General features: G+C 63.8%; 19 protein-coding genes. 2 read left to right on the forward strand and 17 right to left on the reverse strand.

Annotated features, from left to right (window positions below):
• Window positions 1-42 precede the first annotated feature (42 nt).
• The 6 genes from HBO24_RS07475 to HBO24_RS07500 form a co-directional block, all read right to left on the reverse strand.
• Window positions 43-1,485: an efflux transporter outer membrane subunit gene (locus tag HBO24_RS07475; RefSeq protein ID WP_170059509.1), complete on the reverse strand. Its 1,443-nt coding sequence runs from the start codon at window positions 1,483-1,485 to the stop codon at window positions 43-45.
• Entirely contained in the window at window positions 1,482-2,372 is an 891-nt protein-coding gene (locus HBO24_RS07480) for an efflux RND transporter periplasmic adaptor subunit (protein ID WP_115127115.1), read from the reverse strand. The genes HBO24_RS07475 and HBO24_RS07480 overlap by 4 nt, the downstream gene beginning before the upstream one ends.
• Complete coding sequence (locus HBO24_RS07485; protein WP_057438946.1) at window positions 2,369-2,578, reverse strand: DUF1656 domain-containing protein; 210 nt, start codon at window positions 2,576-2,578, stop codon at window positions 2,369-2,371. The genes HBO24_RS07480 and HBO24_RS07485 overlap by 4 nt, the downstream gene beginning before the upstream one ends.
• The gene (locus HBO24_RS07490; RefSeq protein WP_057957942.1) at window positions 2,575-4,653 is read right to left on the reverse strand and encodes an FUSC family protein; all 2,079 of its coding nucleotides are present in this window, start codon (window positions 4,651-4,653) and stop codon (window positions 2,575-2,577) included. The genes HBO24_RS07485 and HBO24_RS07490 overlap by 4 nt, the downstream gene beginning before the upstream one ends.
• Window positions 4,650-5,081, reverse strand: a complete 432-nt coding sequence (locus HBO24_RS07495; protein WP_057438945.1) for a MarR family transcriptional regulator — start codon at window positions 5,079-5,081, stop codon at window positions 4,650-4,652. The genes HBO24_RS07490 and HBO24_RS07495 overlap by 4 nt, the downstream gene beginning before the upstream one ends.
• A 269-nt stretch (window positions 5,082-5,350) precedes the next feature.
• Entirely contained in the window at window positions 5,351-5,593 is a 243-nt protein-coding gene (locus tag HBO24_RS07500) for a DUF2789 domain-containing protein (protein ID WP_057957941.1), read from the reverse strand.
• A gap of 150 nt (window positions 5,594-5,743) precedes the next feature.
• Between HBO24_RS07500 and HBO24_RS07505 the strand changes: the two genes are divergently transcribed.
• On the forward strand, window positions 5,744-7,900 hold the full coding sequence (locus HBO24_RS07505) for an outer membrane assembly lipoprotein YfiO (RefSeq protein WP_170059510.1): 2,157 nt from the start codon (window positions 5,744-5,746) through the stop codon (window positions 7,898-7,900).
• Window positions 7,901-7,904: 4 nt separating this feature from the next.
• Window positions 7,905-8,612: a DUF3142 domain-containing protein gene (locus tag HBO24_RS07510; protein ID WP_170059511.1), complete on the forward strand. Its 708-nt coding sequence runs from the start codon at window positions 7,905-7,907 to the stop codon at window positions 8,610-8,612.
• Between the two features lie 45 nt (window positions 8,613-8,657).
• Here the strand turns inward: HBO24_RS07510 and HBO24_RS07515 are convergent, their stop codons facing one another.
• The 11 genes from HBO24_RS07515 to HBO24_RS07565 form a co-directional block, all read right to left on the reverse strand.
• Window positions 8,658-11,111 carry a TonB-dependent siderophore receptor gene (locus HBO24_RS07515; RefSeq protein WP_170044797.1) on the reverse strand — a complete coding sequence of 818 codons (2,454 nt, stop codon included), beginning with the start codon at window positions 11,109-11,111 and terminating at the stop codon, window positions 8,658-8,660.
• Window positions 11,112-11,338: 227 nt separating this feature from the next.
• Window positions 11,339-12,295, reverse strand: coding sequence for a FecR domain-containing protein (locus HBO24_RS07520; protein ID WP_170059512.1), 957 nt, complete (start codon window positions 12,293-12,295; stop codon window positions 11,339-11,341).
• Window positions 12,292-12,801, reverse strand: a complete 510-nt coding sequence (locus HBO24_RS07525) for a sigma-70 family RNA polymerase sigma factor (RefSeq protein ID WP_170044798.1) — start codon at window positions 12,799-12,801, stop codon at window positions 12,292-12,294. The genes HBO24_RS07520 and HBO24_RS07525 overlap by 4 nt, the downstream gene beginning before the upstream one ends.
• A gap of 73 nt (window positions 12,802-12,874) precedes the next feature.
• On the reverse strand, window positions 12,875-14,320 hold the full coding sequence (locus tag HBO24_RS07530; protein WP_170059513.1) for an efflux transporter outer membrane subunit: 1,446 nt from the start codon (window positions 14,318-14,320) through the stop codon (window positions 12,875-12,877).
• Window positions 14,317-15,375: an HlyD family secretion protein gene (locus HBO24_RS07535; protein WP_057957935.1), complete on the reverse strand. Its 1,059-nt coding sequence runs from the start codon at window positions 15,373-15,375 to the stop codon at window positions 14,317-14,319. The genes HBO24_RS07530 and HBO24_RS07535 overlap by 4 nt, the downstream gene beginning before the upstream one ends.
• Window positions 15,376-15,400: 25 nt before the next feature.
• The gene (locus tag HBO24_RS07540; protein ID WP_170044800.1) at window positions 15,401-16,936 is read right to left on the reverse strand and encodes an MFS transporter; all 1,536 of its coding nucleotides are present in this window, start codon (window positions 16,934-16,936) and stop codon (window positions 15,401-15,403) included.
• Window positions 16,937-17,168: 232 nt separating this feature from the next.
• Window positions 17,169-18,089 (reverse strand): LysR family transcriptional regulator, encoded by a 921-nt coding sequence (locus HBO24_RS07545; protein WP_057444856.1) that lies wholly within the window; start codon window positions 18,087-18,089, stop codon window positions 17,169-17,171.
• A gap of 54 nt (window positions 18,090-18,143) precedes the next feature.
• A complete protein-coding gene (locus HBO24_RS07550; RefSeq protein WP_057438937.1) occupies window positions 18,144-18,992 on the reverse strand; it encodes an ABC transporter permease in 849 nt (282 codons plus the stop codon).
• 12 nt (window positions 18,993-19,004) lie between these two features.
• A complete protein-coding gene (locus HBO24_RS07555) occupies window positions 19,005-19,856 on the reverse strand; it encodes an ABC transporter ATP-binding protein (RefSeq protein WP_170044801.1) in 852 nt (283 codons plus the stop codon).
• A gap of 1 nt (window position 19,857) precedes the next feature.
• Window positions 19,858-20,883 carry an ABC transporter substrate-binding protein gene (locus HBO24_RS07560; RefSeq protein WP_057438936.1) on the reverse strand — a complete coding sequence of 342 codons (1,026 nt, stop codon included), beginning with the start codon at window positions 20,881-20,883 and terminating at the stop codon, window positions 19,858-19,860.
• A 14-nt stretch (window positions 20,884-20,897) separates the two neighbouring features.
• Window positions 20,898-21,782, reverse strand: a complete 885-nt coding sequence (locus HBO24_RS07565; RefSeq protein ID WP_057438935.1) for a TauD/TfdA family dioxygenase — start codon at window positions 21,780-21,782, stop codon at window positions 20,898-20,900.
• Between the last annotated feature and the right edge of the window lie 82 nt (window positions 21,783-21,864).

The following is a 21,864-nucleotide window of genomic DNA, read 5'->3' on the forward strand; positions in this document are numbered from 1 at the left end:
GGCCATCACGCAAGCCCGTCTGATCAAAGCATAGCAACCGCCTCAGGGTTTGCCGGGTTGTGTGCCTTGCGTTCGTCCGCTTTCCCAGCCGCCGCCCAGGGCCAGGAACAGGTCGATCTGGCTCATCGCCACCTGGGTGTTGGCCTGAGCCAGTTGCGCACGCATATCGGTGTAGGTGCGCGTGGCTTGCAGGTCGGCGAGGAACGACTCGCGCCCGGCCTGGAAGAAGCGGTGCGTCTGGTCGGCGGCCTGTTGCGCCGACTGCTCGGCCTCGGCCAGGGCATCGCGGCGCTGCAGTTGGGCAGTGTATTGCGCAAGCCCGGTCTGGGTCTCGCGGATGGCATTGAGCACCACCCCGTCAAAGTGCGCCAAGGCGCCCTGGGTCGCGGCTTCGGCTTCATGGATGCGCGCACGCGAGCCGTTGGACGGCACCGTCCAGCTCAACAGCGGGCCGAAGCCCCAGCGGTTGGCGGCCGGTTTGCCGAGGTTGTCGATAATGCCCACGGTGCCGATGGAGGCGCCGATGCTGATATCCGGGTACAACTCGCCGGTGGCCACGCCAATGCCCGCCGTCGCCGCCGCCAGTCGGCGTTCGGCCTGGCGCACGTCAGGGCGGCGCTTGAGCAGGGTGGCGCCGTCGCCCACCGGCAGCAACTGGGCAATCTGCGGCAACTCGGCGCAATCGCGGGTGCCGGCCGGCAATTGGTCCAGGGGTTTGGCCAGGAGCATCGACAGGCGGAACAAACCGGCCTGGCGCGCCGCCTCAAAGCGCGGCAGTTCAGCGCGTAAAGACTTGAATTGGGTTTGTGAGCGGGTGACCTGGGTTTCATCGCCACGCCCCGCATCGCGCAGGCGCTGGGTCAGGCGCGTGCTCTGGGCTTGCAGGTCGAGGGACTGGCGGGCGATGTGCAGCTCTTCATTGGCTGCACACACCTGGGTGTAGGAACGCACCACGTCCGCCACCAGGGTGATGCGCGCGGTATCCACGGCGGCCTGGGTCGCGTCGGCATTGGCCTGGGCGCCTTCGATGCCGCGCTGCAAGGTGCCGAACAGGTCGAACTGATAGGAGGTGGTGATGCCGATATCACCGACATTCGCCACCGGCACTTTATTCGCCTGTAAAAAAGCCTCGCCGGACTCCTGCAAACGCTGGGCGCCGAGCTTGACCCCGCCGCTCCAGCCGCCCGCCGATTGCGCTTCCTGCACCTGGAAGCGCGCCCGTTGCAGGTTGGCCGCCGCCACGCGCAGGTCGGTGTTGGAGGCCATGGCCTGGCGCACCAGTTCATCCAGGCGCGGGTCCTGGTACAACTTCCACCAGTCGGCGGGCACCGGCGCCGAGACTACATTATTGCCCTGCCCGGCCAGTTGGCCCAGCAGGTCGCCACGGTTGACGGCGGCTGCATCCGGCAACTGGTAATCCGGGCCCACTACCTGGCAGGCCGACAACAGCAGCCCCAGCCCAGCGGTCGCCAGCAGTTGCTTCATGGCTGGTCTCCGGACTTGGGCTGGTCATCCATGATCGACACGGTGGCCGTGCGCCCGGCAATCATGCGGAAGTCCGCCGGCACATCATCAAAGGCGATACGCACCGGGATCCGCTGGGCCAGGCGCACCCAGCTGAACGCCGGGTTGACGTTGGGCAGCAGGTTGGAGCCGCTGGTGCGGTCGCGGTCTTCGATGCCGGCGACGATGCTTTGTACATGCCCGCGCAAACGGGCGTTGTCGCCAATCACGCGGATATCCACGCTCTGGCCGACATGAATGCCGTCCAGTTTGGTCTCTTCGAAGTAGCCGTCGATGTGGAAGGAATTGCTGTCCACCACCGACAACACCGGGCGCCCGGCGGTCACGAACTCCTGGGCCCGAGGCGCACGGTCGTTGACGTAGCCGTCCACCGGGCTGCGGATCACCGAGCGGTCGAGGTTGAGCTGGGCGCTATCCACCGTCACCTGCGCCTCGGCCAGGGCCGACTGGGCGCGGGCCACGCGGGACAGGCTTTCTTCCAGTTGCTCGCTGGCCACCAGGTTGCCCAGGCCGCGGTTGCGCCTGGCTTCGCGCTGGGCCTGGGCCAGGGTTTCCTGGCGGTCGGCCACGGCCGCCTGGGCCTGGCGCAGGGCGAGCTTGAAACGGTCCTGGTCCACGGAGAACAGCACCTGGCCCCGGGTCACCAGTTGGTTATCGCGCACATCCACTTGCTGGATCAGCCCGGACACGTCCGGAGCGATCTGCACGATGTCGGCGCGGATATGCCCGTCGCGGGTCCAGGGGGCGAACATGTAGTACATGACCATGCGCCAGACCACGACGCAGGCAAAGGTCACTACCAGCAACGTCAGGACCACACGGCCGATCGTCAAAAAAGGTTTTTTCATGTCATCAGGTATCGACTGAGTGAGTCCACAGCGCCCAGCAACAGCGCGTAGAGAGCCACATTGAATAATGCCCGGTGCCAGACCAGGCGGTAGAAGTGGACGCGGGTCAACAACCCGTGCACCACCAGGTAAAAGCCATACGTAATGCCCATCAGCACCAGCAGCGTGGGCAGGAACACCCCGCTGATATCCAGGTCACCGATCATAGAGGCGCTCCATCGGGTAACGGCGCGTCCATCTCGCCTGTACTGACAAACTCCACGCCGGGCAACAGCGCCAGGCGCAAACCGCTGAGAGCGTGCAGCAGGTGCAGGCGGGTTTCGCCCTCGCCTTGCAGGCCCTGGCCGTTGAGGGCGCGGCGGGTGCGGTCCAGGGTCATCAGCAGACCGCTGGGGGCCGGCAGGCGCTCACCGGCCTTCAGGCACGCTTTGAAGTACTCGCCGACCTCGGCCACCACCTGGTCGAGCAACACTCGCGGCACGCCGAGGATGCGGGGTGCGTAGGCCAGCAGGTCGAGCAGGTTCAGCGCCACGCGCAGCTCGCGCAGGGCGACGCCGGTGTCCTGGCCGGTCATGGCCAGGCGCGGCAGGTGCTGCATCAGGCGGTCGAGCATTTGCACGCCCAGGCGCCGGTGCTCGGCGAGGGTGGCCGGCTGCGTGAGGCCGACAATATCGCGCCAGCTGAAACGGGTCAGGCGCTTGGCCGCCAGCTCAGCACCAAAGGGCCGCGCGATCAGGGTCCAGACAAAGGCAAACAGCAAGCCCACCGGGCCGGCGAGGTTGGAGTTGGCGAAGCTCAGAAAATCCGCGTCGTAGGCGCCCTGGATGCTGATAAAGGACGAGGTGTTGACGATGGTCAGCAGCATGCCCAGGTAGAAACGCGGTTGCACCGTCAGGGTGCCGACCCAGATAAAGGGCACCGCAAACGCCAGCACCAGCATCGGGAAATCATGCAGGTTGGGCAGGATCAGGAATAGGTAGAGGCTGGCGAACAGCACCGACATCGCGGTCCAGAAAAAGAACCGGTAGATCTGCGGCGCCGGGTCGTCCATCGAGGCGAAGAAACTGCACGCCACCGCCGCGAGGATCACTGCGCTGCCGCCGTCGGTCCAGCCCAGCAGAATCCACAGCACCGAGGCGACGATGATCGCGCTGACCGTGGAAAACGCCGAGTAGAGCATCAGGCCGCGATCAAGGAACGGCGTCAGCCGGCCCAGGCGCCAGTGGCGATAGACCGCGCGCCACGGGGCCTGGCTTTCGCTGTGGATGGCGGCTTGCAGGCTGCGGCAGTCTTGCCACAGGTCGATCCACTCGCCGAGGCGATACAGCGCGTTGGAAAACAGCAACTGATGACGGTCGTCCAGGGCCTCGGCGTCGGGTTGCAGGGCTTCGAGCTGGTCACGCAGGACGCGCCAGCGTTCGACCGGCGCCTCATCAGTGGTGCTTTGCAGCCACTCGGTGGTGGCCGCCAGCAGCGGCGCGAACTTGCCGACCAACTCCGGGGTGCGGCGCTCCAGGGCATACAGCGCGTCATCCAGGGCATCCACCACCGGCAACAGATGGATCATGCGCCCGCGCAGCTCCTTGGTGTTGCGCACCGTTTGCGGCCGCGCGCCTTCGTGGGGCAGTTGGCCGATCATCAATTCCAGGGTGTTAAAAGTCGCGACCATGCCGCCGCGCAGGCTGCTGACTTCCTCGGGCTGTACGTTGCGATTGAGGAAGCGCTGGCTGTAGATCGTCGCGTCGGCAAACCATTTACGCACCGAGTCATCGAACACCGGTGCCAGGCGCCGTGGCCAGAACATCGCGCCGACCACCGCCGCCACGGCGATGCCGAGGAAGATTTCTTCGGTACGCGCCTCGGCCACATCCCACACCGCCAGGGGGTTATCCACCACCGGCAAGGCGATCAACGGCAAGGTGTAGCCCGCCAGCATCAAGGCATAGCTGTTGGCGGTACGCAAATGCAGGGACAGAAACAGCAAAATGCCAGTCCACAACGCAATCACCACCACCAGCAGGAACGGTGTCTGCACAAACAGCGGCACGAAAAACACCGCGGCCATCGCCCCGAGAAAGGTGCCGATGGCACGGTACAAGGCCTTGGAACTGGTGGGCCCGACAAACGGGCTGGAGACGATATACACCGTGGCCATCGCCCAATACGGACGCGGCATTTGCATCAGCATGGCGATATACAGGGCAATCATCGACGCCGCGAAAGTGCGCACACCGTAGAACCAATCCCGGGCCGGCGGCATGCCGGTAAAAAATCCGTTCAAGAAGCCACGACCAACGGTGGGTGGTTGGCTGCTTCAAAAGCATGCAGCACGCGCAACGCGGCTTCCAGATCGGCAGGGGCCATGTCTGCCAGCACTTCATGGCGCAAGCGCACCAGCTGGGCTTCGACCGCCTGCACCAACTCGCGGCCGCGCTCGGTCAGGCTCAACGCCTTGGCGCGGCGATCGTGCAGGTCTTCGCTGCGGCACACCAGGCCGGCACTGCACAGTTGGTCGAGCAGGCGCACTAGGGACGGGCTTTCCATCCCCGAAGCCTGAGCCACCTTGACTTGATGCACGCCGTCACCGAGACGGCCGATCATCAGTAAAGGCACCGCACAGGCTTCGGAAATACCGTAGCTCACCAGCGTGGCCTGGCAGATTTTGCGCCAGTTACGGGCGCCCGCCACCATGCTGCTGCTGAGGCTCATATGAAGGGTTTCGGGGGTTTGAGGCACGAGATCATTCGCATACAGTTAGTTTGCTAACTATCAATATGGTGGAGGAATGGAATCTCGTCAAGTTTTGATACAAATTCACAGATAGGCGGTGGGACCCCTATAACGCGCCGCCTCTGTGGGAGCTGTCGAGCCTTGGCGAGGCTGCGATGGCGGTAGCACTGCTTGGATTGATGCTGGCTGATCCACCGCTATCGCAGCCTCGCTCGGGCTCGACAGCTGCCACATTCGAATGAGTTCACTTAAGCACGGCTGCTGCGCAACAGCACATTCAACTCATCCACCACTTCCGCCCAATCCGCATCCTCCAGAATTTCTTCGCGTAGAAACGCTTTCTGGCTACCCGTCCAGAAAAACGCATCTTCGAGTTTCAACTCCGGCTTGAGCGGCGAATGCACCGCAACAAAACGCTCAATGCTGGTGGCGTCATCGGGCAGCCCGAGCTGTTTGAACAACGACGGCAGGCTGTGAACAGGCGATTGCATGGCAACTCCAAAAAATAAGGGATTGCCCTCAGTCTAGACCGATAAAACCCACAGATTGGCAGCCATTCGTGCAACATTTTGCAATGTTCACGCTATCATCTTCACCTTTCGCCCAGCGGCATTCACGGACTCCCGGAATAAGGACAATTCATGCGCATCGGTCTTCTGTCATCCCTGACCCTGGCACTGTGTGCCGCCTTTTCCCTGCAGGCCCAGGCCAGCGGCGACGACTCGTGCTACCCCGACTGGCGCGTGTCCCAGGATTCGCTGACCGCCTGCAGCAACATGCCATTCCTGAGCCCCGGCAATGACAGCCGGACCAACCTGCGCCTGTTGCTCGCGGCAAAAAAGAACGCGCCCCTGACCCCTAATGCGCTGGGTGAAGATGACCTGGCCCAGGGCTTCGGCCCGGTGCCGTTCCCGGTGTATCGCCTGGTGCCGCACCCGCCCGAAGGGCAGACGGGCGAAGAGCAAGGCACGGAGCTTGCGCAACTGTTGGCCTCGCTGGGCATCCAGCGCGAGGCCACGGCGGCGGCAGGCGATCAGTTTTTGTGGGGCGAAGGCAGCCGCTGCCGCAGCAACAATGTGCAGAGTGCCACCGACTTTGTGCGCCAAGTGATCAAGGCCGACGTGCCGGCGAATGAGCGAGTGCTGCTGGCCAATGCGCGCCTGAAATTGCTCGGCACCTGCGACTGGCAGGGGGAAGTGCTGCTGGAGCCGCAGTTGATCACTTCCACCCAGGGTCGCGAGCTGACCACCTACCTGCTCGCCGCTTCCGACTTTTACAGCGGGCGCTTTGTGTATGCCGAGCGCGGGTTTGCTGCGGTGACCCTGACCACACTGCCATGGCTCAAAGAAACGGCGGTGTACATGATCGCCCGCGCGTCCCTCAATCATGCCCAGGAAAACGCCTTCGATGAATATGGCCTACCCCAGCGCCAGGCTGTGGATAAGTCCGCGCTGGACGAAGCCGAGCACAGTTTCCTCAGCTACCTGAAAACTTATCCACAGGGTGAATACGCCCCTTCCGCCCGTGGCCTGTTGCGCCGGGTGCACTGGTTGGCGGGCGATGCGAGCAAGCTGGCGGACGATTACGCCTGGCAACTGACCGAGGCCAGCGATGCCGAGCGCAATGGCTCCATTGATGAGCTGGTGGAAGAAACCGACAACAAGCTGCTGACCAGCTACGCCGAGACCATCCACAACCCATTGTTGCTGGCGATCAACGACCTGATGTGGATGCGCGCCAACAACCCGCCCAAGCTGACCCGCGCCACCCTCGACGGGCAAAAGGCCGCGTTTGCCAACGAGCCGGCGCTGTACGACTACTTGCAGGCGGCGTTCGCCCTGTATGTCGAGCACCAGCCAGACAACGCGTTGAAACATCTGCCACAAGAGCTGCCGTCGAGCCTGGATTACTTGGCCTTCAGCCAGCAAACCCTGCGCGGCCTGGCCCTGGAAGCCAAGCAGGACTGGAAAGGCGCCGAGGCGCTGTGGCTGCAACTGCTGCCCCTGGCCAAGCAGCCCTTGCAGCGCGATCAACTGGAACTGGCCCTGGCGATGAACTACGAACGCAGCGGCCAATTGGCCAAGGTGTTCGCCGCCGACTCGCCGATCCAGACCAAGCAAGTGCGCTATATCCTGCTGCGCAGCGTGGCCGGGCCCGAGTTGCTGCGCCAGCAGATCAGCCAGGCCAGCGACCCGCTGGAGCGCAGTACCGCGCAATTTGTCTTGCTCTACAAAGACCTGCTGCGCGGCCAGTTCGCAACCTTTGCCGAGGACTTGCAGCAACTGCCGGCCTCGCCTGCCGCCGACAAGATCGGCACCAGCCTGGGCTATGTGTACAACGGCGGTCAGGCACTGACGTTGTTCCGCTGGAGCGGCGACAAGGCCGCCTCCGGCTACACCTGCCCGACCATCGCGCAAACCGCCAGCACCTTGCAGAGCGAGCCGAAAAACCCCCACGGCCTCAACTGCCTGGGTGAGTTCATCCTGCGCAACGGCCTGGATGGCATGCCCCTGGAAGAAGTGCGCTCGGCCGGTAGCCTGGGCAGCACCGCATCGGCCTTCAAAGGCGAAACCTTCTCCCGGCTCGAGGGTTACAAACAAGTAATCGCCAACCCCAAGGCGCCCCGTGACGACAAGGCCTATGCACTGTTCCGGGCGATCAACTGCTATGCGCCGTCGGGCTACAACAGCTGCGGCGGCGAAGATGTGGACAAGGCGGTGCGCAAGGGCTGGTTCCGCCAGTTGAAAACCGGGTTTGCCGACACCCAGTGGGGCAAGTCGCTGCAGTACTACTGGTAAGCCGGTGAAAGGTTTCTGGCTGGCGCTGCTGGTACTGGCGAGCCCGGCCTTCGGCGCGGTCGATGCCCGCGACTATGAGGCCTTCTGGCTGTGGAGCGGGGTCGCGCCACAGCCGGTGCTCAAGCAGGCCAAGACGCTGTACATCCTCCAGGGCCAGATCAACTCGACCCGCCGCCAGCCCTCACGCGGCGTGCAGTTCATCGCCCAGGGCATGAGCGTGCCGCGCATCCGCCAGGGCGAAGTGTGGATTGTCTACCGCGCCCACACCTTGCGCTGGCCAGAGCCGGTCTACACAAAAATGCTCGGCCAGGTGCAACGCTGGCGCGCAGCGGGCAACCCGGTGGTGGGCATCCAGATCGACTTCGACGCCCGCACCCAGTACCTGCATGAATACGCCGACTTCCTCAAAGACCTGCGCCAGCGCCTGCCAAAGGATTTGCGCCTGAGCATCACCGGCCTGATGGACTGGAGCAGCAACGCCGACCCGGCCGCCATCGCCCAGCTCAAGGGCGTGGTGGATGAAGTGGTGGTGCAGACCTATCAGGGCCGCCACAGCATCCCCGATTACGCGGCGTACCTGCCACGGATGAACCGGCTGGGAATGCCGTTCAAGATTGGCTTGATCCAGGGCGGGCAGTGGCAGGAGCCGGGGTATTTGCAAGGAAATGAGTGGTTTCGGGGGTATGTGGTGTTTTTGCAGAATCCGGGTTGACCCCCTGTAGGAGCCGGCTTGCCGGTTCCTACAGGGGGTAGCGTCTTACCAGTCGTAAGTCAGGCTCGACACCACCGTACGCCCTTCGCCGTAGTAGCAATCCAGATCGCTGGTGCACTGCGACACATAGGTTTTATTGGCAAGGTTCTGCACATTCATCGCCAACTTCACGCCTTTAAGCTTGAGAGCCGAGGCGCCCAGGTCGTAGCTCAGGCTGGCATCGTAGACGGTGTAGGACGGCACCGTGAACGCGCCGGCAACGTAGTCACCCATGCTGCTGCGCGTGTAGCGGGCCCCCAGGCCTGCGCCGAGACCAGCCAGCGGGGTGTCACCGATCACGGTGTAGTTGACCCACAACGCGGCCGTCAGGGGTGAGATACCGGCCGGGTGGCGGCCTTCGCGACCTTCGTTGTCCTTGGTGTACTTGATGTCGTTGCGCGCCGCCGAAGCGACCACATCCCAGGAATCGTTCAGCACCGCCTTGGCTTCGAACTCGACGCCGCGCGAACGCATGGCGCCGCTCTGGCTGCTGAAGTTACTCGGCGGGTTGGCCGTCAGGATGTTTTCCTGGTCCAGTTGATAGACCGAGACCTGCACAAAACTTTCCTGGCCCGGTGGCTGGTACTTCACCCCGACTTCGTACTGGTTGCCGGTGGACGGGTCGAAAGGCTTATGGTTTACATCGGTGCCGGACAGCGGCAGGAAGGACTCCGAGTAACTGATAAACGGCGCCAGGCCGTTATCGAACAGGTACACCAGGCCCGCACGGCCGGTGAAGGCCTGATCCTTGCTGCTGGTGCGATCGTCGCTCAGCGGCGCCTTGTTGACCACATTGGCCCAGTCATAGCGCCCACCCAGCACCAGTGCCCATTTGTCCCACTTGATCTGGTCCTGCACGTACAGGCCGGTCTGGGTGATGGTGTTGTCCCAGCGATACGGCTGGCCGAAATTCAGCGGCTGGCCATACACCGGGTTGAATAGATCAATGATCGGTGGGGTGCGGTCGTAGAGGCCGAGGAACCTGGAGTTGAAGTGGTAGTAATCCAGGCCCACGATCAGGGTGTGGGAGAACTCGCCAGTGGTGAATTCGGCCTGGGCGATGTTATCCACGCCAATCACTTTGTTGTTCTGCCTCCAGTCCACGCCGAAACGTTGCAGGTAGCGTTGATCCATGGCGCCAGTGGTCGGGTTGGCGACAAAGCGGTAGCCGTGCAACGGCGCCACATAGCGGTCGTCCACTTCGGCATAGCGCGCGTTTTGCTTGAGGGTCCAGGTGTCGTTCAAGCGATGGGACAACTCGTAGCCGAAGGCGAATTGTTCACGGTTGTACTTGTTGACGCCCGGCTCGCCGATAAACACATCACGGTCGATCTTGCCGTTGGGGTTGCGCCAGACCGTGCCGGACGCGGGCAGGCCCTGGGCCTCGGGCAAGCCCTTGTCTTTCTGGTACTGGGCGAACAGGGTCAGGCTGGTGTCGTCGTTGGGCCGCCAGGTCAGGCTTGGCGCAATGAATTGGCGGCGGTTTTCGAAGTAGTCGATCTCGCCTTGCTCGTCCTTGAGGCGCCCGGTAAGGCGATAGAACAACTGCCCTTGATCATCCAGCGGGCCACTGAGGTCGATGGCCGCGCTTTTGTGCTCGTAGGTGCCGGCTTCGAGTACCACCTGGCGCACCGGGGTCTCGCTGGGACGCTTGCTGACCATATTGACGATGCCGCCGGGCTGGTTGTGCCCGTACAGCACCGACGCCGGGCCTTTGAGCACCTCAATGCGCTCCAGGGAATAGGGCTCGATCTGCAACGCTCCGCCTGTACTGCCGCCACCGTAAGGCAGGTGCAAACCGTCGAGGTACAAGGGTGTCGGCGAGAAGCCACGGGATGTCGGTTCATCGAACAGCTTCACCCGGTCGGAGAAGCCGCCGGCACTCATGCCAGGGGTGTAGAGCAGCGCCTGGGTCACGCTTTGCGCGCCGCGCGCCTTGATTTCGGCGGCGCTGATCACGTTGATGGTCTGAGGGATTTCCACCAGCGCCGCATCAGTCTTGCTGCCCGTGGCGCTGCGGGTGGCGACGATGCCGTCGACCGGGCCCCAGGCGTTTTCCTGGTGCTGCTGGGCGCTGATCTGGGTCGCCCCCAGTTGCATCGCGCCGTCCCCCGCGAGGGCCTGCACCGACCAACCGCTCCCCGCCTGCAGCGCCACCAGGCCGCTGCCGGCCAACAAGCGCTCCAAGCCCGGCCCGGTGGCATAGCGCCCCTGCAAGCCAGGGCTGCGCTTGCCGGACGTCAGTGACGCATCCACCGAGAGCAAAATCCCCGAAGCGCTGGCGAAACGGTTCAACGCCTGGTCCAGGCTGCCGGCAGGGATGTTGTATTGGCGCAAGGCTTCGCCGGCGCTCTCCTGGGCCTGGACCAGGGTCGGGACGAGCGGCACAGTCGCCAGCACACTGACAAACAGGCCACGACGCAGGGCGCGGGCCAGGGGTTGGATTGGATGGTGCGGCATTGCAGGACTCCCCGTGAGAACGCTTCTTGATTGGCTTTCAAGAGGTAACCCGGACGGGATTGGAAAACCGACAAAGGAAAATGAAAAAAAATGCGCCCACTGACTTTCCACACCAAAACACCCATCAAAGTAGGAGCTGGCTTGCCTGCGATAGCGGTGTATCAGTGACAGATGGGCCAACTGACCCACCGCTATCGCAGGCAAGCCAGCGCCTACAGTTGATCGAGTCAAACCCTGGCTTTGAGGGTGACCCAATAGCGGGTCACCGCCTGTACCCGCACCGGCAGTGAGCGCTCAAGGGCGGCGAGGATCGCGTCGGTGTCATTCAGCGGAAACACGCCGGTCAGTAACAAGCCGGAGATGGCCTCGTCACAGCGCAACAACCCCGGGCGATAGCGACTCAGCTCAGCCACAAACCGCCCCAGTGGCTGGCGCTCGGCAATCAGACGGTGCTGGGTCCAACTGCTGGCGTTGGCATCCAGCGCAGTCACTGCCGAGGTCTGTGTCGCACTGAACCACAGGCTGTCCCCCGCCTTCATCAGCACCGGCACACCCTGCACCGGGCGGACCTGTACGCGCCCTTCATAGAGGTCGACGCGGCTGCCGTCGTGCAGTTCGCGCACGGCAAAGCGGGTGCCCAGGGCCTGGATATCGCCCGCGGTGGTTTCGACGATCAGCGGCCGGGATGGGTCGTGGCCGCTGGTCAGCAGGATCTCGCCGCGAATCAAGCGGATGCGCCGCTCAGTGGCACTGAAGCGCAGGTCGACGGCGCTGTCGCTGTTGAGGTCCATCTGGGTGCCGTCGCTCAGGGTCAGGTGGCGAATCTCGCCGGTGGCGGTGCGATGCTCGGCAAACGCCGCCTGCCACGGCTGGCTGCCCTGGACCAGGTAGCCGCTGCCGCCGGCCACCAGCAACAGCCCAAGCAGTTTCAACGCCGCCCGACGCTGGGGGTCCGGCGCGTCACGCAACACCGCGCGGGCGCTGTCGGCGGGGACGCCGCCCAAGGTCTGCTGCAACTGCTGCAAACGCTGCCAGGCACGACGATGCTCCGGGTCGGCGGCCTGCCAACGGGCAAAGGCCTGGCGCTGGGCCCCGTCGAGTTCGCCGCCCCATTGCAGCATCAACCACTCGCTGGCCTGCTCGACCACAGCCTGGGCAATCGGCGCGTCATGGCGGGCTCTCATTCTTCGTAGACCACCTGGTAGCAGGCGATGATCGCGCGGGTCATGTACTTCTGCACCGAGCTGACCGTCACCCCCAGGCGTGCGGCGATCTGCGCGTAGGTCAGGCCTTCGAACTGCGACAGCAGGAACGCGCGGCGCACGTTCTCGGGCATGCGGTCGAGCATGGCGTCGATCTGCATCAGGGTTTCGAGGATCAACGCGCGGGTTTCCAGGCTCGGCGACTCGGGTTCCGGCAAGTGGGCAATGCTTTGCAGGTAGGCGCGCTCGATGCGCAAGCGGCGCCATTGGTCGATCACCAGGTTGCGGGCGATCTGCGTCAGGTAGCTGCGGCTTTCTTGGGCACCGGGAAAACGACCCGACACCAGCAGGCGCAGGAAGGTGTCCTGCGCCACGTCGGCGGCGTGCTCGCGGTCGCCCAGGCGCTTGCGCAACCAGCCTTGCAGCCAGCCATGATGGTCGCGGTACAGGAGATGAAGCTGTTGCTGGCCGTCAGTCGCGGTGTCCATGAATTGCTCGGATACACTATTGAGAGCAATTATCATTACAGCTTGTATCGCGACTGGCAAAAAACTTTATCTGTTACCGCCCGGCGGTCTGCACCGGATACACCGACTCCCAGCCCCCGCCCAGCGCCTTGTACAAGCCGACCATGGCCAGGGACACGCCGGTGGAGCTTTCCACCCATTGCTCCTGGGTCGCCAGCAACGCGCTCTGCACCGTGAGGACGTTGACGAAATCCACCACCCCTTCGACGTATTGGTGCTGGGCGGTGTCCAGGGCGATCTGGTTCTGGCGCACCGCTTCGGCCAGGCTGTCACGGCGCAGTTGGCTGGCGTTGTAGCGGGTCAACTGGTCGTCGATTTCATGCCAGGCGCGCAGCACAGTCTGCTGGTACGCCAAGGCCAATTCCTGCTGCTGGGCTTCGCGCAGGTCGAGCATGCCCTGCAGGCGGCCACCGTTGAACAGCGGCAGGCTCAGCGACGGGCCGAAAGCAAAGGTGCGCGAGCCCCAGGAGCCCAGATCCGACAATTGCATGGCCTGGGAACCGAGGCTGCCCGACAGGGTGATCCGTGGGTAGAAGTCACCTTTGGCCACACCGATGCTGGCGGTCGCCGCATGCAGGCGCGCCTCGGCCTGGCGGATATCCGGGCGGCGCTGTGCCAGTTGCGACGGCAGGCCAATCGCAACCTGGCGCTGGGTCTGGGGCACCGCGGCGTCCGGCGACAGCTGCGCATGCAAGGCTTGCGGAGCCTGGCCCATCAACAGGCTCAGGGCATTGATCAACTGGTCCTGGCGCTGTTGCAAATCCGGCAGGCGCGCTTCGATGGCGGCTACTTGCGCAGCGGCTTCAGCGACATCCAGGTGAGTGGCCACGCCATCGGCCAAACGCAGTTGCGAGAGCTTCAGGCTACGGCGCGCCACGTCGAGGTTTTGCTCGGTGACCGCACGGGTGCTTTGCACGCCGCGCAGTTGGATGTAGTCCTGGGCGGTCTCGGCCAGCACCGATAGCAGCACCGTGCGGCGGTCGTTTTCCGCCACTTGCAGGGTGGCGTCGGCGGCTTCGGTTTCACGCCGTACCCGGCCCCAGAAGTCCAGTTCCCAGGAGGCGGCGAAACCGGCGTCCCACAGGTTGAAGGCCGAACGGCCGTTGTTGCCGGATGGATCGCTCAGGCCGTTGGCGCTATTGCGTTTGCGCCCGTAGTTGCCATCGGCGCTGAGCTCTGGATAGCGCCCGGCGGTCGTCACCTGGCGTACTGCGCGGCTCTGTTGCAAGCGGCTGCTGGCCAGTTTCAGGTCGAGGTTGTCGGTCAGTGCCCGGCGCACCAGGGCTGACAGTTGCGGGTCGTGGAACACATCCCACCACTGTTCTTCCAATGGGTCGCTGACCACGCGGCTGGCGGCCTGGCGGCCCTGGGGCTCGGCCCATTGCGTCGCTGGCTGGGCATCGGGCCGTTTAAAATCCGGGCCGACGGTGCAGGCACCCAAGCTAATCAGGCTGAGAGTAAGCAGCGCGAGTTTTCTCATTGCTGCGCCACCTCACGTTGCTGCGCACTGGGATGGGTATTGACGCTGGCCTCCACCGACATCCCGACCCGCAGGCGATGGACCTGTGCCTGACCCGGCTCCAGGATGATTTTCACCGGGATGCGCTGCACCACCTTGGTGAAGTTGCCGGTGGCGTTGTCTGGTTTGACCGAGGCGAAGGTCACGCCCGTGGCCGGCGCCAGGCTTTCCAGGTGGCCGTTGAGGACTTCACCGTCGAGGCTGTCGACCCGCACTTCAACCGCCTGGCCGGCGTGCATATGGGACAGTTGGTTTTCCTGGAAATTGGCCACCACATAGGCGTCGGCCAACGGCACCACGGCGAGGATCTTGCTGCCCGGGGTGACAAAGGCGCCGACCCGTACCGCCCGCTCACCGACCATGCCATCCACCGGCGCGACGATGCGCGTGTACGACAGTTGATAGCTGGCCATTTCCAGCGCCGCCTGGGCGCGTTTCAAGCCGCCTTCGGCGGCATCGCGCTGGGCGCTGAGAATCTCCACCTGCTTGCGTTCGGCAGCCAACACCGCCGTGGCGTTGGCCAGGCGTGCGGTGGCCTGGTCGATGCGGGTCCTGGCTTGCTGGGCGTTCTGCACCGTACCGGCACCGACACCGGCGAGGTGGTTGTAGCGGTTCAATTCGTGCTCGGCAAAGGCCACCTCGGCGCGATCGGCGGCCACCGTGGCCTGGGCCTGGGCGATCACCGAGCTCTGCCGCTCAAGGGTGGCCACCGCGTTTTTCAGCTGGGCCTGGGCCATCAGGGTCTCGGCATCGGCGGCCTGAGCCGCGGCGCGCAAGTCACGGTCGTCGATCAGCGCCAGCAACTGCCCGGCCTTGACCTGTTGGTTGTCTTCCACCAACACCTCTTTGATAAACCCGGCGACCCGTGGCGCCACCAGGGTGTAGTCGGCGGCGACGAAGGCGTCGTTGGTGGTCTGGCGCTTACTGCCAAACACACCCGGCGCCAGCAGGTACACCAGCACGCCCACGGCGAATAGGCTGATAACAGTCACGGCAATCTGGTCTTTGCGTTTCATAAAAATCCTTGGTCTGCGTCAGCAATCAAGCGGGTGCGCGCGGCGGAAAAATCCGCGTCGGCATCCAGAAAATCAGGAGGATCAACGCCACCGCGACACCGGCCATGACGTAATAAAGATCCGAAGAAGTCAGCACTACGGCCTGCTGGTGCAGCCGGTGGGCCAGGCCCGTGGCGTCGCTGTCGACCAGGGGCGAGTTGCCCAGGGCGTCCACCAGCATGGTCGAGTGGAAATGCAGGCGGTGGGTGGTCAGCACCTCGATCACCCCGGTGGCGACCACCGCCGCCAGGCCCTTGACCGTGTTGAACCAGGCCGAGGCAAACGGCCCGTCGGCGGGCACGATGCTGCCGGTGGACAACATCAACAGCGGCAAAACCGCCATCGGCTGCCCGAAGATTTGCAGCAGTTGCAGCACGTAGAACTCGTCACGAATCCACGCCGAGGTCAGTTGCGCGCCGCCGATGCACGACAGGGTCAGCATGCCCAGGCCAATCCCCAGCACCCAGCGGCAGTCGACCCAGCGCAGGTTGCACAGGGCGGCCACCAGGGGCAGCGCGATCATCTGCGGCAGGGCCATGATCAGCATCACCGGCGCGGTTTGCAGCGGCCGGTAGCCCTGCACCTGCGCCAGGTAGCTGGACGGCAGGATGATCACCGCCTGCAACACCACCAGCACCCCGGCCAGCACGATCAGGGCGAAGGCCAGGTTGCGCAGGCCAAGCATCTGCAACTTGAAGAACGGCATCGGGTGTGACCATTCATTGAGCATGAACAGCACCAACAACAGCACCCCGCCAATCAGCAGCGTGGTGATCAGCGGCGACTCGAACCAGTCCAGGCGGTTGCCCTGCAAGATGCCGATCACCAGCATGCAGATCGCGGGGAAGCCCAGCAGCAGGCCGCGCCAGTTGAACTGCTTGAGGCGCTCCAGGCGCAACGGGTCCTGGGGCAAGCCATAGGCCACGGCGGCCATGGCCAGCAGGCACGGCGCGACGATCTGCCAGAACGCCCACTGCCAGCCGACGTATTCGGTCCACAGCGCCGCCAACGGCGTGCCGAGGCTGGGGCCGAAGGTGGCGGTCAGGGCGTAGCCGGCCAGGCCGTAGAGTTTGACGTTGGCCGGTAAAAACCGCAGGGCCACGGTCATCAGCATCGGCGGCAACGCGCCGCCGGCCAGGCCTTGCAGGGTGCGCAGCACCAGCAGGCTTTCGTAGTTCGGCGCCAGCGGGCAAAGCACCCCCAGCAGGGTAAACAGGCCGATGGCCCACAGGGTGAAACGGCGCAGCGAAAACGTCACCGAACACCATGGGGCAAAGGCCATGGCCGAGACGGAGGTGGCGGTGTAGGCCGCGACCAGCCAGGTGCCTTCGTCAAACCCGATGTACAGCGCACCGCGAATATCGGCGAGGGCGACCTTGGTCACCATTTCGTTCAGGCCCGAGACCAGCACCGCCAGCAGCACGCCGACCAGGCCGATGATGATCCGTGGGCCGAACACAGGGGGGCTGACGGCGGCGGGTTTGGCGGTGGCCAAGGGCGCGGGGGCAGCGAGGGACGTCATGAAAGTACAACTCGGCAATAGAATACCCGAGCAGTTTAATAAGGCTTAGACATGACGAAAACTGACTTATCGGAAGGTTATAACTGCACCAGACGCAATGATTGAATGTGGGAGGTGGCTTGCCTGCGGTAGCGGTGTGTCAGCTAAGGCATCTGTCACTGACACACCGCTATCGCAGGCAAGCCACCTCCCACACAAGCCAGGCTAGCTCCACACATTTTGATCGTGGGCGTCAGGTGGGTTGGGCTTCGCGCCAGGTCGCGGCGCAGCTTTCGCGCATGGTTTCGCGCAGCCATTTGTGCGCCGGGTCTTTGTCGAAACGCGGGTGCCAGGCCTGGGTCAGGACCAGGGTCGGCAGGGAAATCGGCAGGGTAAATGCGCGCAGTGGCAGTTTCAGGCGATTGGCGCTGTAGAGCGCTTCCTTGGGCACCGGCAGGATCAGGTCGGAGTCAGGCAGCATAAACATCGCACCGTGAAACCCCGGCGCGATCATCGCCACCCGGCGTTCCAGGCCCTGGGCGCTGAGGGCGGTGTCGATCGGTCCTCGGGCGATACCGCGCCGCGAGATGCTGATATGGGAATAGCTGGCAAAGCGCGCAGCGGTGATTTCTTCGTCGAACAACGGGTGGCCTTCGCGGGCCAGGCCGACGAAGGTGGTGGAGAACAGGTTCTGCACCTTCACTTCCGGGGTAATCGGCATGGTGTTGCCGACGCGCAGGTCCAGGCGCCCTTCGCGCAAGGCTTCGTCATCGCTGTCGCCTTCCGGGACAAAGCGCAGCTCGCAATGGGGCGCCACCCGCTCCATGGTGTCGAATAAACGACCACCATACACGCCGACAAAAAAGTCATTGGCGCGCACGCTGAACCGCCGGCGCAAGGTGCTCAGGTCGACCTCGTCCGCCGAGCGGAACAACAACGCCGCCTGCTCCACCACGTTGCGCACCTGGCCTTGCAACTCCAGGGCCTTGGGCGTGGGCACCAGACCGCGACCGGCGCGCACCAGGATCGGATCGCCCACCGCTTCGCGAATGCGCGTCAGGGTGCGGCTCATCGCCGCCGGGCTCAGGTTCATCCGCCGCGCGGCACCCACCACGCTGCCCTCGTCGAGCAAGGCGTCGAGGGCCACCAGCAGGTTCATATCCGGTAATTGCATGCCAAGCACTCGTGATGGGTTTGGAGTACAGCGCACGCAATCGTAGCAGGCTTTTTAGCGCTGCATGCCCCAGCGCTTCACGGTGACGCGCTCGAGGGTATCGAACACCAGGTTTTCCACGAGCAGGCCGATCAGGATCACCACCGCCAGCCCGGCAAATACCTTGTCGGTGTACAGCTCGTTACGGTTCTGGAAGATGTACCAGCCCAGGCCGCCTTTGCCGCTGGTGGCGCCGAACACCAATTCGGCAGCGATCAACGTGCGCCAGGCAAAGGCCCAGCCGATCTTCAAACCGGCGAGGATCGACGGCAGCGCCGCCGGGATCAGGATAAACAGCACAAAGCGCATGCCCTTGAGACCGTAATTGCGCCCGGCCATGCGCAGGGTTTCCGACACCCCCATAAACCCCGAGTAGGTGTTGAGCGCCAAGGCCCACAGCACCGAGTGCACCAGCACAAAGATCAGGCTGTTCTGCCCCAGGCCAAACCACAGCAACGCCAAGGGCAACAGGGCAATCGCCGGCAGCGGGTTGAACATCGAGGTCAGGGTGCTCAGCAAGTCACGGCCCATCTGGGTCGAGACTGCCAGGGTGGTCAGGGCAAATGCCAGGACAATCCCGATCAGGTAGCCCTTGAGCAGCACCACCAGGGAAATGCTGACCTTGCCCAGCAACTCGCCACTGGCAATGCCGTCGTAGAAGGCGTGGAAGGTCTGCAAGAAGCTGGGCAGCAGCAGATCGTTGTTCTGATAGCGCGCCGCAGCCTCCCAGAGGATCGCCAGCACGATCAGGATCAGGCCCTTGCGCAGCCAGCCTTGTTGCCACAGGCGTTGGCGCAGGGGTAAAGCGCGCTCCACGGGCACGCCGGGCAGCGGTTGCAGGGTGATTTCATATTCCTGGCGCATGGGCACGGTCCTTCAATAAGCGATGCGGATATCGGCGAAATCCAGTTCGGTTTCTGCCTCGGGCGACTCATCGAACAACAGGCGATGAATACGCCGCGCCGACGCCTGGAACGCCACACCCCCGAGGCTGTGCAGGTCGTATTGATGGCTGTGGATTTCGGCGCGCACGCGCCCTGGATGGGGCGACAGCAGCAGGATGCGGTTGCCTACCACCAGTGCCTCTTCGATGGAGTGGGTGACGAACAACAGGGTGAAGCGCACCTCTTCCCACAGCAGCAGCAGCTCCTCCTGCATCTTGCGCCGGGTCAGGGCATCGAGGGCGGCGAAGGGCTCATCCATCAACAGGATTTTCGGCTGCATGGCCAATGCCCGGGCAATCGCCACCCGCGCCTTCATGCCACCGGACAGGGTGTGCGGATAGGCGTCGGCAAAGGCGCTCAAGCCAACCTTGTCGAGGTAGTACAACGCCCGCTCCTCGGCCTCGCGGCGCTTGAGGGTCTTGGACGCCAGCAACGGGAACATCACGTTCTGCTTGACGGTTTTCCAGGGCGGCAGTTGGTCGAACTCCTGGAACACCACGATGCGATCCGGGCCCGGTTGCTCGACCTTCTGCCCCAGCAGGCGAATCTCGCCTTCACAGGGTTTGATAAACCCGGCCACCGCCTTGAGCAACGTGGACTTGCCGCAGCCCGAAGGCCCCAACAGTACAAAGCGGTCGGCCGGGTCGATCTCGAAACTGACCTGGTGGGTGGCCCGCACCACCCGTTCGGGGGTGCGGTATTCCAGGCTGACGTGATCCACCGCGAGCAAGGCTTGGGCGGTACTCAGGTTGCTGGCCGTGTGGCCTTGCAAGGGCGCGTTCATCTCAGCTCCCTTGCAGCGGTTTGGCATCCTGGAAGAAGTAATCCTTCCACGATTCGGGTTTGTGCTTGATCGCGCCCACGCGGTAGAGGAATTCGGCCAGCGGATAGGTGTTTTTCGGGGTGACACTGAATTCAAACTGCGGGTTATCGATGATTTTCAGCAACGCGGCACGGTCGATCTTGGCCTTGGTTACCCGAATGTAAGTGTCGGCGGCGGCGCCCTTGTCGTTCTGGGCGAATTGCGCGGCTTCGGTCAGGGCATCGACAAAGGCTTTGTAGGTTTTCGGGTTGTCATTGCGAAACTTCTCGGTGGCGAACAACACGGTCGGCGAGTTCGGCCCCAGCAGGTCATAGGTGTTGAGCACCACATGCACGTTCGGGTTGGCCAGGGCCTGGTCCTGGAACGGCGGGTTGGAGAAGTGCCCGGTCAGTTCGGTACCGCCGGCGATCAGCGCGGCCGTGGCGTCCGGGTGCGGAACGGCGATGGTGTACTTGTCCAGGCGATTGAACTCCTTGTCGCCCCATTGCTTGGCCGCGGCGTATTGCAGGAACCGCGACTGCACGGAAACGCCCACGGCCGGCACGGCGATGCGGTCTTTCTCGGTGAAGTCGGCGATGGTCTTGACCTTGGGATTGTTGCTGACCAGGTAGTACGGGAAGTTGCCCAGGGAGGCCACGGCCTTGACGTTTTGCTTGCCGTGGGTGCGGTCCCAGATGGTCAGCAGCGGGCCGACACCGGCACCGGCGATGTCGATGGAACCGGAGAGCAGCGCGTCATTGACCGCCGCGCCGCCGGACAACTGGGTCCAGTCGACCTTGATGTCGATGCCTTGCTGCTTGCCGTATTTCTCGATCAGGTTCTGGTCGCGCACCACGTTGAGCAGCAGGTAAACGATGCCGAACTGCTCGGCAATGCGAATCTCGCCTTCGGCCTGGGCGACAGTCGGGGCAACCAGACTGCCGGCCAACAGGCTGACGCCAAGGCCCACAGTCGCGGCCAATCGTGCAAAGGGGGTTTTCCTGGACATGGTCATGCTCCGAATCAGAAGGGGGCGTCGCCCTGGATAGTGGTGCGAAACAGCTTGCGGCGCAGGTGGCTGGGGCAACCGGCGGCCAGGTGGATCAGCGAGCGGTTGTCCCAGAACACCAGGTCGTGGGGCTGCCAGCGGTGGCGGTAGATGTTTTGCGGATGGATGCTGTGGGCGAAGAGCTGGGCCAGCAGGTCGCGGCTTTCGTCTTCGGGCAGGCCGACGATGCGCGTGGTGAAGCCCTCGCTGACGAACAGTGCCTTACGGCCGTTTTCCGGGTGGGTACGCACCACGGGGTGCACCACTTCGGCGACCTGGGCCAGTTGCTCGGGGGTCAGGGTTGGGCGCCAGTTGCCTTCGAATTTGGTTTCGCTGTAGCGCGCGGTGTAGGAATGCGCAGCGCTGCGGCCTTCCACGGCTTTGCGCAGATGCTCGGGCAGCTGGTCCCAGGCTTTGTGCATGTCGGCAAACAGCGTATCGCCGCCTTCGGACGGCAGCTCCTGGGCGTGGAGCATCGAGCCCAGGCTCGGCAGTTCCTTGTACGACAGGTCCGAGTGCCAAAACTTGCCCGCATCACCCAGGCCGATGGATTGGCCGTTCTCGATGATGTTGGAGACGATGAGGATTTCCGGGTGGTTGGCCAGCAGGAACTGTTTGAGCACATGGATCTGCAACACGCCGAAACGGCGGCTGAAGGCGATCTGTTGCTCGGGGGTGATGCGCTGGTCGCGGAACACCACCACATGGTGGTCCAGGTGCGCACGGTGGATGCGGGCGAAATCCTGGTCGTTGACCGGGCGCGACAGGTCCAGGCCGATGATCTCGGCGCCTACGCTGCCGGGGAATGGGCGGATGTCGAAGGTTTGGGCGGTGGGCAAGGCGGCTGTGGCGGTGGACATGAGATCACTCCCTGGCAGTCAGGAGAGTGACTTTATAGATATAAGAATCGGAATTTAAATATCTTTAGAGAATAACGATATG

Source organism: Pseudomonas sp. WS 5410, from assembly GCF_012985645.1.
Taxonomy (GTDB): Bacteria; Pseudomonadota; Gammaproteobacteria; order Pseudomonadales; family Pseudomonadaceae; genus Aquipseudomonas; species Aquipseudomonas shahriarae.

Coding starts and splice junctions, on each gene's coding strand:
- HBO24_RS07500 (WP_057957941.1), bottom strand. CDS start 5,593: ATGCAATCGCCTGTTCACAGCCTGCCGTCGTTGTTCAAACAGCTCGGG.
- HBO24_RS07535 (WP_057957935.1), bottom strand. CDS start 15,375: ATGAAACGCAAAGACCAGATTGCCGTGACTGTTATCAGCCTATTCGCC.
- HBO24_RS07540 (WP_170044800.1), bottom strand. CDS start 16,936: ATGACGTCCCTCGCTGCCCCCGCGCCCTTGGCCACCGCCAAACCCGCC.
- HBO24_RS07545 (WP_057444856.1), bottom strand. CDS start 18,089: ATGCAATTACCGGATATGAACCTGCTGGTGGCCCTCGACGCCTTGCTC.
- HBO24_RS07520 (WP_170059512.1), bottom strand. CDS start 12,295: ATGAGAGCCCGCCATGACGCGCCGATTGCCCAGGCTGTGGTCGAGCAG.
- HBO24_RS07495 (WP_057438945.1), bottom strand. CDS start 5,081: ATGAGCCTCAGCAGCAGCATGGTGGCGGGCGCCCGTAACTGGCGCAAA.
- HBO24_RS07560 (WP_057438936.1), bottom strand. CDS start 20,883: ATGTCCAGGAAAACCCCCTTTGCACGATTGGCCGCGACTGTGGGCCTT.
- HBO24_RS07515 (WP_170044797.1), bottom strand. CDS start 11,111: ATGCCGCACCATCCAATCCAACCCCTGGCCCGCGCCCTGCGTCGTGGC.
- HBO24_RS07480 (WP_115127115.1), bottom strand. CDS start 2,372: ATGAAAAAACCTTTTTTGACGATCGGCCGTGTGGTCCTGACGTTGCTG.
- HBO24_RS07505 (WP_170059510.1), top strand. CDS start 5,744: ATGCGCATCGGTCTTCTGTCATCCCTGACCCTGGCACTGTGTGCCGCC.
- HBO24_RS07550 (WP_057438937.1), bottom strand. CDS start 18,992: ATGCGCCAGGAATATGAAATCACCCTGCAACCGCTGCCCGGCGTGCCC.
- HBO24_RS07555 (WP_170044801.1), bottom strand. CDS start 19,856: ATGAACGCGCCCTTGCAAGGCCACACGGCCAGCAACCTGAGTACCGCC.
- HBO24_RS07530 (WP_170059513.1), bottom strand. CDS start 14,320: ATGAGAAAACTCGCGCTGCTTACTCTCAGCCTGATTAGCTTGGGTGCC.
- HBO24_RS07525 (WP_170044798.1), bottom strand. CDS start 12,801: ATGGACACCGCGACTGACGGCCAGCAACAGCTTCATCTCCTGTACCGC.
- HBO24_RS07475 (WP_170059509.1), bottom strand. CDS start 1,485: ATGAAGCAACTGCTGGCGACCGCTGGGCTGGGGCTGCTGTTGTCGGCC.
- HBO24_RS07485 (WP_057438946.1), bottom strand. CDS start 2,578: ATGATCGGTGACCTGGATATCAGCGGGGTGTTCCTGCCCACGCTGCTG.
- HBO24_RS07565 (WP_057438935.1), bottom strand. CDS start 21,782: ATGTCCACCGCCACAGCCGCCTTGCCCACCGCCCAAACCTTCGACATC.